The sequence below is a fragment of the Streptomyces katrae genome (genome assembly GCF_000717655.1).
Lineage (GTDB): Bacteria > Actinomycetota > Actinomycetes > Streptomycetales > Streptomycetaceae > Streptomyces > Streptomyces katrae_B.
In genome coordinates this window covers 105649-121677 of the sequence record NZ_JNZY01000009.1, presented here as the reverse complement: position 1 = coordinate 121677, position 16029 = coordinate 105649, and the positions used below count along the sequence as shown (strand labels likewise).

Annotated in this window: 9 protein-coding genes; 4 read left to right on the top strand and 5 right to left on the bottom strand. The window is 71.3% G+C overall.

All coding sequences use genetic code 11. The features are described 5' to 3' along the window. Positions 1 to 108 precede the first annotated feature (108 nt). Positions 109 to 1803 (bottom strand): maltose alpha-D-glucosyltransferase, encoded by a 1695-nt coding sequence (gene treS, locus IF09_RS0113265; RefSeq protein WP_030295188.1) that lies wholly within the window; start codon positions 1801 to 1803, stop codon positions 109 to 111. After that, a complete protein-coding gene (locus IF09_RS0113260; RefSeq protein WP_030295187.1) occupies positions 1800 to 3794 on the bottom strand; it encodes an alpha-1,4-glucan--maltose-1-phosphate maltosyltransferase in 1995 nt (664 codons plus the stop codon). Before IF09_RS0113260 ends, treS begins: the two co-directional genes overlap by 4 nt. A 750-nt stretch (positions 3795 to 4544) precedes the next feature. Here IF09_RS0113260 and glgP point away from each other — a divergent pair. Continuing rightward, positions 4545 to 7199, top strand: a complete 2655-nt coding sequence (gene glgP / locus IF09_RS0113255) for an alpha-glucan family phosphorylase (protein WP_030295186.1) — start codon at positions 4545 to 4547, stop codon at positions 7197 to 7199. A 19-nt stretch (positions 7200 to 7218) separates the two neighbouring features. Here the strand turns inward: glgP and IF09_RS0113250 are convergent, their stop codons facing one another. Then, positions 7219 to 8223, bottom strand: coding sequence for an Lrp/AsnC family transcriptional regulator (locus tag IF09_RS0113250; RefSeq protein WP_051832411.1), 1005 nt, complete (start codon positions 8221 to 8223; stop codon positions 7219 to 7221). A gap of 158 nt (positions 8224 to 8381) precedes the next feature. Here IF09_RS0113250 and IF09_RS0113245 point away from each other — a divergent pair, with 158 nt between their 5' ends. Next, positions 8382 to 9929, top strand: a complete 1548-nt coding sequence (locus IF09_RS0113245; RefSeq protein ID WP_030295182.1) for an MFS transporter — start codon at positions 8382 to 8384, stop codon at positions 9927 to 9929. A gap of 165 nt (positions 9930 to 10094) precedes the next feature. Further along, positions 10095 to 10724 (top strand): hypothetical protein, encoded by a 630-nt coding sequence (locus IF09_RS41685; protein WP_030295181.1) that lies wholly within the window; start codon positions 10095 to 10097, stop codon positions 10722 to 10724. A gap of 115 nt (positions 10725 to 10839) precedes the next feature. Here the strand turns inward: IF09_RS41685 and IF09_RS0113235 are convergent, their stop codons facing one another. Next, positions 10840 to 13107 (bottom strand): M4 family metallopeptidase, encoded by a 2268-nt coding sequence (locus IF09_RS0113235; protein WP_037634758.1) that lies wholly within the window; start codon positions 13105 to 13107, stop codon positions 10840 to 10842. Between the two features lie 380 nt (positions 13108 to 13487). Between IF09_RS0113235 and IF09_RS0113230 the strand changes: the two genes are divergently transcribed. Continuing rightward, on the top strand, positions 13488 to 14975 hold the full coding sequence (locus IF09_RS0113230; protein ID WP_030295179.1) for a sugar transferase: 1488 nt from the start codon (positions 13488 to 13490) through the stop codon (positions 14973 to 14975). A gap of 25 nt (positions 14976 to 15000) precedes the next feature. On the opposite strand, the gene IF09_RS0113225 is transcribed toward IF09_RS0113230, so the two are convergent. Beyond that, on the bottom strand, positions 15001 to 15945 hold the full coding sequence (locus IF09_RS0113225; RefSeq protein ID WP_030295177.1) for a GDP-L-fucose synthase family protein: 945 nt from the start codon (positions 15943 to 15945) through the stop codon (positions 15001 to 15003). Between the last annotated feature and the right edge of the window lie 84 nt (positions 15946 to 16029).

Sequence of the window (16029 nt, the reverse complement as noted above, 5' to 3'; positions counted from 1 at the left end):
CCCGGATGGCGTCAGTGCTTCTCCGGTGGTGTACGAGTGTCGGGTCAGGATGATCCGTACAGGGGCGGGCGATTGACCCATTCGCGCCGCCCACCCCGTACTCGGCGGTTACTCGCCCAGCAGGCGGAACCAGTAGAAGCCGTGCCCCGCGAGCGTGAGCAGGTACGGCCACTCGCCGATCGGCGGGAAGCGCACGTCACCCGTGAGCTCCACCGGGACCCGCCCGTTGAACGACCGCAGATCCAGCTCGGTGGGCTGCGCGAAGCGGGAGAAGTTGTGCACGCACAGCACCAGGTCGTCCCCGTACTCGCGCAGGAAGGCGAGCACCGCCGGGTTGGACGAGGGCAGTTCGGTGTACGAGCCGAGGCCGAAGGCCGGGTTCGCCTTGCGGACCTCGATGAGCCTGCGGGTCCAGTGCAGCAGTGACGAGGGCGATGCCATCGCGGCCTCGACATTGGTGACCTGGTACCCGTAGACCGGGTCCATGATGACCGGCAGGTTGAGCCTGCCCGGATCGCAGGAGGAGAAACCGGCGTTGCGGTCCGGGGTCCACTGCATCGGCGTGCGGACGCCGTCGCGGTCGCCGAGCCAGATGTTGTCGCCCATGCCGATCTCGTCGCCGTAGTAGAGCACCGGCGAACCGGGCAGCGACAGCAGCAGGGCGGTGAACAGCTCCATCTGGTTGCGGTCGTTGTCGAGGAGCGGGGCGAGTCGGCGCCGGATGCCGATGTTGGCCCGCATCCGCGGGTCCTTGGCGTACTCGGCGTACATGTAGTCGCGCTCTTCGTCGGTGACCATCTCGAGGGTGAGCTCGTCGTGGTTGCGCAGGAAGATGCCCCACTGGCAGCGGTCCGGGATCGCCGGGGTCTTGGCCAGGATTTCGGAGACGGGGTAGCGCGACTCTCTTCGTACGGCCATGAAGATGCGCGGCATGACGGGGAAGTGGAAGGCCATGTGGCACTCGTCCCCGCCCTTCGCGAAGTCGCCGAAGTAGTCGACGACGTCCTCGGGCCACTGGTTGGCCTCCGCGAGCAGCACGGTGTCGGGGTAGTGCGCGTCGATCTCGGCGCGGACCCGCTTGAGGAGCTGGTGGGTGCGCGGCAGGTTCTCGCAGTTGGTGCCCTCCTCCGCGTACAGGTAGGGGACCGCGTCGAGTCTGAACCCGTCGATCCCGAGGTCCAGCCAGAAGCGGAGGGCGGAGACGATCTCCTCCACGACGGCCGGGTTCTCGTAGTTGAGGTCGGGCTGGTGCGAGAAGAACCGGTGCCAGTAGTACTGCTTGCGGACCGGGTCGTACGTCCAGTTCGAGGTCTCGGTGTCGATGAAGATGATGCGGGCGTCCTGGTACTGCTTGTCGTTGTCGGCCCACATGTAGTAGTCGCCGTAGGGCCCGTCCGGGTCGTTGCGCGACTGCTGGAACCACTCGTGCTGGTCGCTCGTGTGGTTCATGACGAAGTCGATGATCACCCGCATGCCGCGCTGGTGCGCGGCGTCCACGAACTCCACGAAGTCGGCGAGGTCGCCGAACTCGGGGAGCACCGAGGTGTAGTCGGCCACGTCGTAGCCCCCGTCGCGGAGCGGCGAGGCGAAGAACGGCGGCAGCCAGAGGCAGTCGACGCCCAGCCACTGGAGGTAGTCGAGCTTGGCGGTGAGCCCCTTCAGGTCCCCTACGCCGTCGCCGTTGCTGTCGTGGAAGGACCGTACGAGCACCTCGTAGAAGACCGCCCGCTTGAACCAGTCGGGGTCGCGGTCCTTCGCGGGGGTGTCCTCGAACGTGTCGTGGACGGGATCGTTGATCATCATGTGGTGGGTGACCCTCCGGTGGGCGGGGACGGTCGCAGGGCCGCCAGTACGTGCGCGGGCGTGCGGCCCGGTTCCAGGCGCACGTAGTTGGCCCTGCCCCAGTGGTAGGTCTCGCCGGTGAGCTCGTCGCGCACCGCGAGGGACCCGTGCCAGTCGAGGCCGAGTACCGGCATGTCCAACGAGACTGTCGCCTCCTGGGTGTGGTGCGGATCGAGGTTGACGACCACCAGTACGGAATTGGCGCCGGCATGCTTCGAATAGGCGATCACCTGGTCGTTGTCGGTCGTGTGGAAATGGATGTCGCGCAGCTGCTGGAGTGCCGGGTTGCGGCGGCGCATCCGGTTGAGGGCGGTGATCAGCGGGGCGATGGTGCGGCCCTCGCGGTCCGCGGCCGCCCAGTCGCGCGGCCGGAACTCGTACTTCTCGGAGTTCAGGTACTCCTCGCTGCCCTCCCGGACCGGGGTGTTCTCGCACAGCTCGTAGCCGGCGTAGACGCCCCAGGTGGGGGAGAGGGTGGCGGCCAGGACGGCGCGCACCTCGAAGGCCGGACGGCCGCCGTGCTGGAGGTACTCGTGCAGGATGTCGGGCGTGTTGACGAAGAAATTCGGCCGCATGACGGCGGCGGAGCGGGTGTCCGCGAGCTCGGTCAGGTACTCGGTCAGCTCGGCCTTGGTGTTGCGCCAGGTGAAGTACGTGTACGACTGCTGGAAGCCGATCGCGGCGAGCGCGCGCATCATGGCGGGCCGGGTGAAGGCCTCCGCCAGGAAGATCACGTCCGGGTCGGACTTGTTGATGTCCGCGATCACCTTCTGCCAGAAGACGACCGGCTTCGTGTGCGGATTGTCCACCCGGAAGATGCGGACGCCGTGGTCCATCCAGTACCGCAGGATCCGGACCGTCTCCTCGACGATCCCGGCCATGTCGGTGTCGAAGTGGATCGGGTAGATGTCCTGGTACTTCTTCGGCGGGTTCTCCGCGTACGCGATCGTCCCGTCGGCCCGGTGGCGGAACCACTCGGGGTGCTTCTCCACCCACGGGTGGTCCGGGGAGCACTGGAGTGCGAAGTCGAGCGCGATCTCCATGCGCAGCTCGCGGGCGCGGGCGACGAAGGCGTCGAAGTCCTCGATCGTGCCGAGCTCGGGGTGGACCGCGTCGTGGCCGCCCTCGGTGGAGCCGATGGCCCACGGCACACCGGGGTCCCAACTTCCAGCCGAAAGGGTGTTGTTCGGCCCCTTGCGGTACGTACTCCCAATGGGGTGGATCGGTGGCAGGTACACCACGTCGAAGCCCATCGCGGCGATGGCCGGCAGCCGGTCGGCGGCGCTGCTGAACGTGCCGCTCACGGGCTGCTCGCCCGGCTCGACGACGGCCCCCTCGGAGCGCGGGAACATCTCGTACCAGGAGCCGAAGAGGGCCCGCTTGCGCTCCACGACCAGCGGCAGGGCCTTGGAGGCGGAGACCAGCTCCCGGTACGGGCGCCGGGCGAGGGCCGCCTGCACCGGGGGCGCGAGGGCGGCGGAGTAGCGCAGCGACACCGCGCGGTCCTCGTCGCGCATCGCGTCCGCGGCGGCCAGCACGTGCTCGCGCCCGTCCTTCTTGGGGATCCTGGAGCCGGCCCGCTCGTAGAGCTCGGCGCCCTCGAGCAGCGTCAGCCCGGTGTCGATCCCCGCGGGGATCTTGATGGCGGCGTGGGCCTGCCAGGTGCCGATGGGGTCGCTCCAGGCCTCGACGGTGTACGTCCACCTCCCCTCGACCTCGGCGGAGACCCGTGCTCCCCACCGGTCGGTGCCGGGCGCCAGCTCGCGCATCGGCACGGGGGGCCGCAGCCGCCCGCTCGGGTCGCGGAGTACGACATGGGCGGCGACGGCGTCGTGGCCCTCGCGGAACACGGTGGCGGAGATCTCGAAGACCTCGTCCACGACCGCCTTGGCGGGTCTGGCACCGCAGTCGACGGCGGGGCGGACGTCCAGCACGGGAATGCGACCGATCATGATGGGCTCACCTGGGGGCAGTTCGCAGGGCTCGGTGACAACAGCCCAGCCGGAGCACCGGCTGGTCGTGCACGCTCTGTTCGCTCTGTTTCTAGCCGCTCAGAAGACGGCTGGGCTGCGGGCATGGCCGCTCCTGTCCGCGTTCACTCGGGTGGCGGGAGAGGTGGTAGGGCGGGGGTGCCGTGCGTGTACGCGGGGAGCCCTGCCCACTCTCGCCCCGCCCAATCAGTGCTCTTGGTTAACTACTCGTACGTAGTGACGCGGCCCGGACCAAGCCCCTGGCCGACATCCGCCGAGGCTCAGTCAAGTCGGTCACGACTAACGGATGTACGTCGTGACACCCCCGCCCCTCGAGCACCAGAGGCATCATCCGTGACCGGTGATTTGGGGCGGTGAGGGCGGAATATCCGGAGTGACGGCGCTCTCCGGAGGAGGCGTCAAGAGGCCCGTCCCGGTGGATTTGCGTGCCCGTGCCCGTGCCGGAACGGCCTGAATCCGCATCGTCTTTTTTCCCGGAACATTGCCGTTGGGTCCCACTCGTACGGTGGTCCCGCTCACCGCGGGCCCCGTCACTCTTCCCGGTGAGCCGGAGCGGACGGACGGCTCACGGGGCACGGGGGCCGCCGGGTTCGGCGCACGAGGCACCGTGGCAGGGCGGGGCGCGGGGAAGCTAGCCTTCCCGGGGTGATGCGCGGACGCACAGCGTGGTGCGACCGCTTCGATCCGCAATCGCCTGCGAAGGTAGAACGTGTGAAGGCTATCCGTCGATTCACCGTGCGCCCCGTTCTCCCGGAACCATTGCTGCCGCTGGCCGACCTCGCGCGCAATCTGCGCTGGTCGTGGCATGCCGAGACCCGTGAACTCTTCCAATCCGTCGACCCCGAGGGCTGGCAGGCCGCCGGCGGCGATCCCGTCCGGCTGCTCGGCGCAGTCTCCGCCCCCCGGCTCGAGGAACTGGCCGGCGACCGGCGGTTCCTGCGCCGGCTCGCCGTCGTCGCCGCCGACCTCGACGACTACGTCCACGGCGGGAGGTGGTACCAGAGCCATGAGAACGGCCCCGAGCTGCCCGCCGGGATCGCCTACTTCTCTCCCGAGTTCGGGATCACCGCCGCCCTGCCGCAGTACTCCGGCGGGCTCGGGATCCTCGCCGGGGACCACCTCAAGGCCGCCAGCGACCTCGGCGTCCCGCTGATCGGCGTGGGACTGCTGTACCGCCACGGGTACTTCCGCCAGTCCCTCTCCCGTGACGGCTGGCAGCAGGAGCACTATCCCGTCCTCGACCCCAACGAGCTCCCCGTGTCCCTGCTGCGGGACACCGACGGGGCACCGGCCCGGGTGTCCCTGAGCCTGCCGGGCGGCCGGGCCCTGCACGCGCACATCTGGCAGGCCCGCGTCGGCCGGGTGCCGCTGCTGCTCCTGGACTCCGACGTCGAGGACAACGACGCCGGCGCCCGGGAGGTGACCGACCGGCTCTACGGGGGCGGCAGCGACCACCGCCTCCTCCAGGAGATGCTGCTCGGCATCGGAGGCGTGCGCGCGGTGCGCACGTACTGCCGGATCGCCGGGCACCCCGACCCCGAGGTGTTCCACACGAACGAGGGCCACGCGGGGTTCCTCGGACTCGAACGCATAAGGGAACTGGAAGGGGAGCAGGGACTCGGCTTCGACGCAGCCGTCGAGGCGGTGCGCGCCGGGACCGTGTTCACCACGCACACACCGGTCCCCGCCGGCATCGACCGCTTCGAGCGGGCCCTGGTCGCCCGGCACTTCGGGCCCGGCGCGGAGCTGGCCGGGCTCCCGGTCGACCGGATCATGGAACTGGGCGCCGAGTCCTATCCCGGCGGTGACCCCGGGGTGTTCAACATGGCGGTGATGGGCCTGCGCCTGGCCCAGCGCGCCAACGGGGTCTCGACCCTGCACGGGGCGGTCAGCCGGGGCATGTTCGCCGGGCTCTGGCCGGGCTTCGACCCGGCCGACGTGCCCATCACCTCCGTGACCAACGGCGTGCACGCCCCGACCTGGGTGGCCCCCGAGGTCGTCCGCCTCGGAGCCCGCCAGATCGGCGCCGGGCGGACCGAGGACGCCCTGTCGGTGGGCGGCTCCCAGCGCTGGGACGCGGTCGCCGACATCGCCGACCAGGACATCTGGGACCTGCGGCGCGGGCTGCGCGAGCAGCTGGTGCAGGAGGTGCGCGACCGGCTGCGGGCCTCATGGCTCCAGCGCGGGGCCGCCGAAGCCGAACTCGGCTGGGTGGACTCCGTACTCGACCCGGACGTGCTCACCATCGGGTTCGCCCGGCGCGTGCCCTCGTACAAGCGGCTCACGCTGATGTTGCGCGACCCCGATCGGCTGCGCAGGCTGCTGCTCGACCCCGAGCGGCCCGTCCAGATCGTGGTCGCGGGCAAGGCGCACCCGGCCGACGACGGCGGCAAGCGGCTCGTGCAGGAGCTGGTGCGGTTCGCGGACGACCCGCGGGTGCGGCACCGGATCGTCTTCCTGCCCGACTACGGCATGGCCATGGCGCAGAAGCTCTACCCGGGCTGCGACGTCTGGCTGAACAACCCGCTGCGCCCGCTGGAGGCCTGCGGGACGAGCGGGATGAAGGCGGCGCTCAACGGCTGCCTCAACCTGTCCGTGCTGGACGGCTGGTGGGACGAGTGGTTCGAGCCGGACTTCGGCTGGGCCATCCCGACGGCCGATGGGCTCGGGACGGACGAGGACCGGCGCGACGACCTGGAGGCGGGCGCCCTCTACGAGTTGATCGAGGGCCGGGTCGCGCCGCGGTTCTACGACCGGGCGGGCCGCACCGGACTGCCGGTGCGGTGGATCGAGATGGTCCGGCGCACCCTCGTCTCGCTGGGGCCGAAGGTGCTCGCGGGGCGCATGGTGCGGGAGTACGTGGAGCGGCTGTACGTGCCGGCCGCGCGTGCCCACCGGGCCCTGCACCCGGACGCGGCACGGGACCTGGCCTGGTGGAAGGGCCGGGTCCGGGCGGCCTGGCCGCGGGTCGCCGTCGAGCACGTGGAGGCGCTGGCCGCGGCTCCCGTGAACGGCACCGCCGAGCTCGGGGCCACCCTCACGCTGCGGGTACGGGTGGCGCTGGACGCGCTCACCCCCGAGGACGTGGAGGTGCAGGCCGTCGCCGGCCGGGTGGATCCGCACGACGTGATCCGCGACGGGCGGACCTTCCCGCTCAAGCCGGCCGCCGGGCCCGACCTGGAGGGCCGCTGGATGTACGAGGGCCCGCTCGCCCTCGACCGCACGGGGCCCTACGGCTACACCGTGCGCATCCTGCCCGCGCACCCGCTGCTGGCGACGCCGGCCGAACTGGGGCTGGTCGCGGCCCCGGTGGAGGCCGACGCGGCCGGTGACACGGGCGCGGGGGGCGGCGTAGTGCTGCGTTAGGGGGTCGGAGACGGCCTGGTCAGGGGGCGGGCGGCGGGTCCACCAGCCGCCCGCCCTCCACCAGCATCCCGGCCCGCTTGATGTTGCGCAGGGTCGGGATCAGTTCCACGTGCCGGATGCCGGGCACCGAGCCGATCCGTTCGGTCAGGTACGTGTACAGCGCGTCGGTGTCCCGGCACACCACCGTGGCCATCAGGTTGGCCGTGCCGGTCACCGCGGCCGCGAACGGCACTTCCGGGTGGCCGGCGAGCGCGGCGCCCGCCTCCGCCAGCCGAGCCGGCTCCGCGGTCAGCATCAGCGTCGCCTCCGCCTCGAAGCCCACGGTCGACGGGACGAACTCCAGATCGAAGTGCAGCGCCCGCAGCTCCCGCAGGCGGTCCAGCCGGCGGCGCGCGGTGGACTCCGACAGGCCGGAGGCGCGGGCCAGCTCGGGATAGCCCGCCCGGCCGTCCTGGGCGAGCACCGCCAGCAGCGCGAGTTCGGACTCGTCCAGGGTGTACCGCTCCTGCCCGGGCACCACGGGGGGCTGCTTCAGCGCCGCGACCTGCCCGGGCCGCAGGGTGTCCAGGCCGCACCACCCCGTCGAGCCCCGGGTGTGCACCCGCAGGATGGTCTGGGCGCTGACCCCGGTCACCCGGCGGGTGCGCGGAAGCTTCTCCAGCAGCAGGCCGTCGCGGTCCTGCCGGGTGCGGGCCTTGGTCAGACAGCTGATCTCGGTACCGCCGGAGCCGAGTTTCACCCAGGAGATGTCCGGCCGCCGGGCCAGCGCCCCGGCCACCGAGAGAGCGGCGTCGGGCGTGCACTGCACCCGCAGCCAGGACTCGAACAGGCCGACGCGGCTGCCCAGCGGCAGCCCGACCACCCGGATCAGGCCGGAGGTCCGCAGCCGGCGGTAGCGGCGCACCACCGTCTGGTCGGAGACCTCGAGCACCTCGGCGATCCGGCTGAAGGGGGCCCGGCCGTCGAGCATCAGGGCCTGCATCAGCCCCTTGTCGAGGGCGTCCAGCTCTACGGGTGCGGTCATGGAATCCATCATGACAGGGGCCGCCGTGGGTGAAATCCGGCAGCAGGGGGCGTGTGGATGGGGGATCGGCCGTGCGGTTGAAAGTTTGGAGCCACCGCCAACCCCCTGCCGGCCCTGCCCGGCCCCTGCCGGGCCTTCGGGTCCCGAGGAGAACCCACATGCGCAAATGGCTCCCGCTGACCGCGGTGTGCCTCGGGGCGTTCATGCTCCTGGTCGACGTCACGATCGTGATGGTCGCCCTGCCCGACATGACCGCCGACATGCACACTTCCTTCTCCGCACTCCAGTGGGTCATGGACGTCTACGCCCTGGCCCTCGCCGCCCTGCTGCTCGGCGCCGGCTCCCTCGCCGACCGGATCGGCCGCCGCAGCGTCTACCTCGGCGGGCTCGGGCTCTTCGCCGCCGCCTCCCTCGCCTGCGGGCTGGCCACCGGACCGGCCGCGCTGATCGCCTTCCGCGCCGTCCAGGGCATCGGCGGCGCCGCGATGTTCGCCACCACCATGGCCCTGCTCAGCAGTGCCTACCAGGGGCGCGACCGCGGGATCGCCTTCGGTGTCTGGGGTGCGGTCAACGGCGCCGCCGCCGCGGCCGGACCGATCATCGGGGGGCTGCTGACCGAGCACTTCGGCTGGCGCTGGATCTTCTTCATCAACCTCCCGGTCTGCGCCCTGGCCGTGTACGTGACCCTGCGGGCGGTGGCCGAGTCCCGCGCTCCGCGCGCCAAGGGGCTCGACCTGCCCGGCATGGCCGCCTTCACCACCGGCGCGGCGGCCGTCACGTACGCCCTGATCCGGGTCGGCGAGAACGGCTGGACCGGCGGCGCCACCCTCGGCCTGTTCGGCCTCGGTGCGGCCGCCTTCGCCGCCTTCGTCCTGGTCGAACTGCGCAGCTCCCGCCCGATGCTGGACCTCTCGCTGTTCCGCAGCAGTACCTTCGTCGGCGTCATGGCCGGGGCGCTGCTGCTGTCCGGCGCCGCCTTCTCGTACCTGATGTACGTCTCCCTGTGGCTGCAGTCCGCCGAGGGGATGGGCCCGGTCTCCGCCGGACTGGTGCTGGTGCCGCTGAGCCTCGCCGCGTTCGCCGTCTCGGCGGTGGCCGGGCGGCTGCTGCACGGGGCTCCGGCGCGGCTGACCATCGGCGGCGGGCTGCTGCTGATCGGGTCGGGCGCACTGCTCCAGGCCTGGATGACGGATGCCGGGGACGGCTGGCAGGCCCTGGTCCCGGGGCTGGTGGTGACCGGCCTCGGCGTGGGCATGGCAACCCCGGCGCTGGCGGCCGCCGCGATGGGGGCCGTGGCCCCGGCCCGGGCGGGCATGGCCGGCGGGGCCCTCAACACCGCGCGGCAGCTGGGCATGGCGCTCGGCATCGCGGTGCTCGGCGCGGTCTTCCAGGCCGGGCTGAAGGACGGGCTCGGCGGCTCCGGCCAGGGGCCTGGCACCGCCGAGGCGCTGGCCTCCGGCCGGGCCGGGGAGCTGCTGGCCGCGGGGCCCGCCGCCCGGGTCTGGGTGGAGGAGGCCTTCGCGAGCGGGCTGCGGGAGACGTTCCTGGTCTCCGGGCTGATGGGACTGGCCGGCGCACTCGTGGTGTTCGTCCTGGTCCGTACGGCGGCGCAGGCTCCGGCGTCCGTCCCGGCTGCGGCTCCCGTACCGGCTCCGGCGGGGCCGGCCGGTGCGGCCGCCCCGGAGTCCGAACGCGCGCCCGCGTAAAGGGTGCGGGGTGGGACCGTACGGGCGCAGGCCGCCGATCCAGGAGGGTGAACCCGCGCACGCGCTGCGCATGCCGAATCGTTTCTGTGCAGGGGGGCGCTCCTACGCTGCCCGCTGGATGCCACCGGACCGGCATTCATTGCCCACAGAACGGACTGCCTCCCCATGCGTCTTCGCCCCACCGCCGCAGCGCTCCTCGGTGCCCTCGCCCTCGTCCTGCCCACCGCCGGCCCGTCGATGGCAGGCGACGACGACCTCGGCCGGCTGGAGTACATCATCGACAACGACGAGCGCGCGCAGATCCGGCCGGCGGACAACGACACCTGCTACGAGCTGACGGACACCTCGCGCAGCCGCCCCGCGACGGCGGTGCACAACGACACCGACTCGCGGGCCGTGCTCTACCCGAACCACGGCTGCAACGGCCGGGTGGAGCGGGAGCTGCAGCCGGGCGACACGGTGCACGACGTTGCGGTCCTCTCGGCGACTTTCGTGCCGGTCCACGTCCGCAATGACGACGAACGCCGTGACGACTGGCGCGACGGCCGCCGCACCCACCGCGCGCCCATGGACGGGCCGGAGCAGGCGCAGGCGCGACAGGAGCAGGGCCAGGAGGAGGAGCACGGCCGGGAGCGGGAGCACGGCCAGGAGGAAGAGCACGGCCGGGAGCAGGAGCACGGCCGGGAGCAGGAGCACGGCCAGGAAGAGGAGCACGGCAAGCAGCACGGCGGGCGCGACGAGCACCGCGGGCACGGGCACGACCTCTTCGACTCCATCTTCAAGCACGTGGGCTGACCTTCGGACCTGAAGGTTCCGGTGCCATATGGAACAGGGCCGCCCGGGAGGGTCTCTCCCGGGCGGCCCCGCGTTTTCATGGGTCAGCCGCTTCGCATCACCTGCCCCGATGGGGTCAGAAGGTGAGCTTCCAGCTGTTGATGTAGCCGGTGTCCAGGCTGGCGAGGTCCGCCACGCGGAGCTTCCAGGTGCCCTGGGCCACCTCGGACGAGGCGTTCACGGTGAAGCTCTGGACGATGTTGTCCGCGCTGCCGCCGCTGCGGTTGCGCAGGTTGTAGACGGTGCCGTCGGGGGCGACCAGGTCGACCCGCAGGTCACCGACGTAGGTGTGGACGATGTTCACGTCCACCTTGAGGGTGCTCGGGGCGTTGCCCGTGCGGGTCACGGCGATCGGCGACTCGACGGTCGCGTTGTCCGCGATCTGGTAGTCGTTCGTGTTCTCGAACACGTTCTGCTGGGACGTGCCGACGGTCCAGGTGAAGGCCGCCGTGCCCGTCTGGCTCGCCGAGTCGGTCACCGTGACGGTCACGTTGGACGTGCCCGCGGTGGTCGCCGTGCCCGAGATCAGACCGGTCGAGGAGTTGATCGACAGGCCGGCCGGCAGGCCGGTCGCCGCGTAGCTCAGCGCACCCGGGTTGGTGCTGGTCGCCTGGACCTGAAGGCTCACAGCGGTGTTGATCTGGGTGGTCTGGTTGGCGATCGGGGTGACCGAGACGCCGTTGACGATGCGCGGACCGACGTTGATGCCCGCCCAGGCGTTGGCCACGTTGTTGTACGTGGCCGAGCCGGCGCCGTACAGGTCGGCAGCGGCCTGCAGGGTCGCGGTACGGGCGGCCGCGTAGTTGGTGTTCGACTTGAAGTAGCCGACCGTCAGCGCGCGGAACCAGATCTTCGAGGCTGCGTCACGGCCGATCGCGGTGACCGGGAGGCCGTCGGAGGTCGGCGAGTTGTAGCTCACCCCGTTGATGACCTTGGCGCCGGAGCCCTCGGAGGCCAGGTAGTACCAGTGGTTGGCCGGGCCCGAGGAGTAGTGGACGTCGATGCCGCCGATGCCCGAGTACCACGCGTCCTTGGAGCCGCCGTCCTTGCTCGGCTTGTCCATGTAGCGCAGCGGGGTGCCGTCGCCGTTGATGTCGATCTTCTCGCCGACCAGGTAGTCGCCGACGTCCTGCGGGTTGTTGGCGTAGAACTCGACGGCCGCCGCCATGATGTCGGAGGTCGCCTCGTTCAGGCCGCCGGGCTCACCGCTGTAGGTCATGTTGCCGGTGACCGAGGTGAGGCCGTGGGTCATCTCGTGGGCGGCCACGTCGATGGACGTCAGCGGGTGCGAGTTGCTCGTACCGTCGCCGTACGTCATGCAGAAGCAGGAGTCGTCCCAGAACGCGTTCACGTACGCGTTGCCGTAGTGGACCCGGCTGTACGGGGCCACGCCGTCGTTGCGCAGACCGTTGCGGCCGTGCACGTTCTTGTAGTAGTCCCAGGTCAGCTGTGCACCGTAGTGCGCGTCCGCACCGGCGGTCTCCTTGTTGGAGGCGGCGCCGTTGCCGAAGATGTTGGTGGTGTTGCTGAAGAGGGTGCCGGTGCCGGAGCTGCCGCCGTTGAGGTTGTAGGTCTTGTGGTTGCCGCGCGCGGCGTCGGTCAGCGTCCAGTTGCTGCCCGACTGCGAGGTGCCCAGCGTGACCTGGCCGCTGTACATGGTGTTGCCGGTGCCGGTCTCGATGGCCTGCCACTGGGTGATCTTCGCGCCGGTCTTGGCGTTGGTGATCACGTGCAGCTCGCTCGGGGTGCCGTCGTCCTGGAGGCCGCCCACGACGGTCTCGTAGGCGAGGACGGGGGCGCCCTCGGCGGCCCAGATCACCTTGCGGGCGGTCTTGGAGGCCTTGGCGTCCTTGGAGCCCTCGGAGTTCGCGGCGGAGACGGCCTGGCCCTCGGCGGCGGCCGGGGTGACCGTGGCCGTGGTGTCGGCGACCTTGATCTCGTGGTGGGTGGCCTTGGTGATGCTCTTGGTGACGCCGGCCTTGGCGTGGACCGTCAGGTCGCCGCCGAGCACGGGGAGTCCGCCGTAGGTGCGCTCGTACGTGGTGTGCGTGGTGCCGTCGGCGTCCTTGACGACGTCCCGGACGACCAGCTTCTCCTGCTCGCCGAGGCCGAGGGCCTTGGCCGCCTGGACGGTGGTCGAGTTGGCGTCGGCTATGAGCGTCGCACGCTCGGAGGGGCTGAGATTGACGGCGGCCGCACCCGGGTTGGGCTGAGCGGCGTTGCGTGCCTGCGACGCGGTGGCGTCGGCGGTGGCGGTGCCGGCCTGGATGCCGACGGCGAGCAGCGCGGCGGCGGCAACGAGCGCGCCGGCAGCGGTGGCACGCCTGTGGGGGGTGTGACTCAACGCAGACTCCTTCTGCAAGGGGGGTTCCGGACGGCTGGGTGGGCCTCCGGGCAGAGCAGGCTGGTGCGAAGAACGGATCGAAGAGTGCCAGCTGTCGGCTCCAATGTCAGGGCCGCGTCAAAAGGTTGGCTGGAAACGGTTCGTTGACCGATGAGACGTATCCGGTATCCGGACCATTCACCTTCGTGTGCGAAGGGGGGTCCGGTATCTGGAACGGTTGGTACCGGTTGCTAACACTTGCGCAACAAGAGGCCTCGTTCGGCCAATCGGCATTTGTCGTACGGGTGTTTGTCGTACTGTTTGTCGGTGCGCCAGTTGTCCGTCGCCAGGGGAAGCCATGGGCACGCGCCGCTGTCATAGACCACGTGCCAGGGGGGCCCATGAGTCATGTCCATTTTCCTGCGCAAAGACTGGCCGCAGGAGCCGCCGAATCGGCACGGCTCGCGGCCGCCCCGGCGAGGCGGCTCGGTGACAAGGCCCGCTGGTACCTGCCCGCTGCCCTCACGGCCGACTTCCTCGGCGCCGCAGTCCCCGTAGGGCTGGTCTTCCATGCGGCGCAGCAGGTCCGGCCGGTGTACTGCGCCCTCGGCGCGGCCCTGGCATGGACCGGCGTGCAGGCGGTGCGCCGACGGTACGCGGCCCGCGTTCTCGGAGAATCGCGCGGTGTGCTGCCCGTCGTACACGACTGGCTGATTCTGATCGGTGTGCTGGCCGTGGCCCGCGTGGTGACCGGTGAGAGCACCCCCCGGCTGTCCGCGCTCGGCGCCCTGCTGCCCGCCCTCCTCATCACCGTGGCCTGCCACAAGCTGACCTACCGCCACCTCTCGGCGGCCCGCCGCGAGGCGCACGCCGTCAGCCGGGTCCTGGTGGTCGGCGAACCCGGCGCCGCCGAGTCCGTCATCGAGCACCTGGCCGCGCGCACCGACCACCCGTACGTCGTCGTCGGAGTGGTGCCGGTCGGCGCCGGCGCGCTCGAGGGCGGGGTGCCCGTCGCGGCCCGGCTCGACGACGCCGCGCCCGAGGCCCCGAACGCGGACTCGGCCGCCGTGCTCGGCGCCGTCCGCAGCCACCACGCCGACCTGGTGCTGGTCGCCCCCGGCGCGCGGATCGCGGGGGAGCGGCTGCGCAGGGTCGCGTGGGCGCTGCACGACGCGGGCCTGGAACTCGCCGTCTTCCCCGGCCTCGTGGAGGTCTCCGTCAAGCGGCTGGAGACCCTGTCCGCGGGCGGGCTCGCCGTGCTGCGGGTGGCTCCGCCGGTGAGCCGCGGCGTCCAGACCCTGCTCAAGTCGGTCCTCGACCGCACGGGGGCCGCGCTCGGGCTGCTGCTGCTCTCCCCGGTCTTCCTCGGCATCGTCCTGGCGATAAGGCTCGGCTCGCGCGGCCCGGCGTTCTACCGCCAGCGGCGCATCGGGCGCGACGGGGTGCCGTTCGTCATGTGGAAGTTCCGCACCATGGTCGTGGACGCGGACCGCCTCAAGAACGAGCTGTCCGGGGCCAACGAGAACGACGGCCTGATGTTCAAGATCCGCCGCGACCCCCGGGTGACCCGGGTGGGCCGGCTGCTGCGCCGCACCTCCATGGACGAACTGCCCCAGCTGTTCAACGTGCTGAGCGGGCACATGTCGCTCGTCGGCCCGCGCCCGCCGCTGCCGGAGGAGGTGGCCCAGTACGACGAGGTCGAGCTGCGCCGGCTCACCGTGCGGCCGGGCATGACGGGGCTCTGGCAGATCAGCGGACGCTCCGACCTGTCCTGGGACGAGACGATCCAGCTCGACCTGCAGTACGTCGACAACTGGTCCTTCACCAGTGACGTCGACGTCATGGGCCGTACCCTCCGCGCCGTCGTCGACGGTCGCGGAGCGTACTGAGGGGCCGCACCGCGTGCCGCTGCGTTCAGCCCTGCTCGCGCCACCACCGGTAGGTGGCGGCGATGCCGTCCCGCAGTCCGGTCTCCGGCTTCCAGCCGAGCGAGGTCAGGCGGGTGACGTCCAGGAGCTTGCGCGGCGTGCCGTCCGGCTTGGACGTGTCCCAGACGAGCCGGCCGCGGAAGCCGGTCACCTCGGCGACGGTCTCGGCGAGGGCCTTGATGGTGAGGTCCTCTCCGCACCCGATGTTGACCGGCTCGTCGCCGTCGTAACTGCCCAGCAACACCGCGCAGGCGGCCGCCAGGTCGTCCACGTGCAGGAACTCCCGGCGCGGGGTGCCGCTGCCCCACAGCGTGACCTCGTCGCGGCCCTCGGCGGCGGCTTCGTGGAAGCGCCGGATCAGGGCGGGCAGCACGTGCGAGGTCTCGAGGTCGAAGTTGTCGCCCGGCCCGTAGAGGTTCGTGGGCATCGCCGAGATGTACGAGGCCCCGTACTGCTTGCGGTACGACTGGACTTGGACGATGCCGGCGATCTTCGCCAGGGCGTACGCCTCGTTGGTCGGCTCCAGCGGTCCCGTCAGCAGGGCGTCCTCGCTGATGGGCTGCGGGGCGAGCTTCGGATAGATGCACGAGGAGCCCAGGAACAGCAGACGGCCCACGCCGGCCTCGTGCGCACCGGCGATCACGCTGAGCTGGATCTTGAGGTTGTCCTCGAGGAACTGCACCGGGTAGGTGCTGTTGGCCATGATCCCGCCGACCTTGGCGGCGGCCAGCACGACGGCGTCGGGGCGGACGTCCTTCAAGTACGCCCCGGTGGCGGCGGCATCGCGCAGGTCGAGGTCGGCGCGGCCCCGGGTGAGCACCTCGTGGCCGTCGGCGGTGAGCCGGCGGGCGACCGCGGAGCCCACGAGGCCGCGGTGGCCCGCGACGAAGACTCGGGCGTTCGGGGGCAGGAGCGGCAGCGAACTTGTCATACCGCCGATGATGCCAGTCCGCCGCCGCGGGCAGCAGACGAGGTCCGCCGCGGCGGAATCCGCCCGAAGGGGGCGGGGCGACGC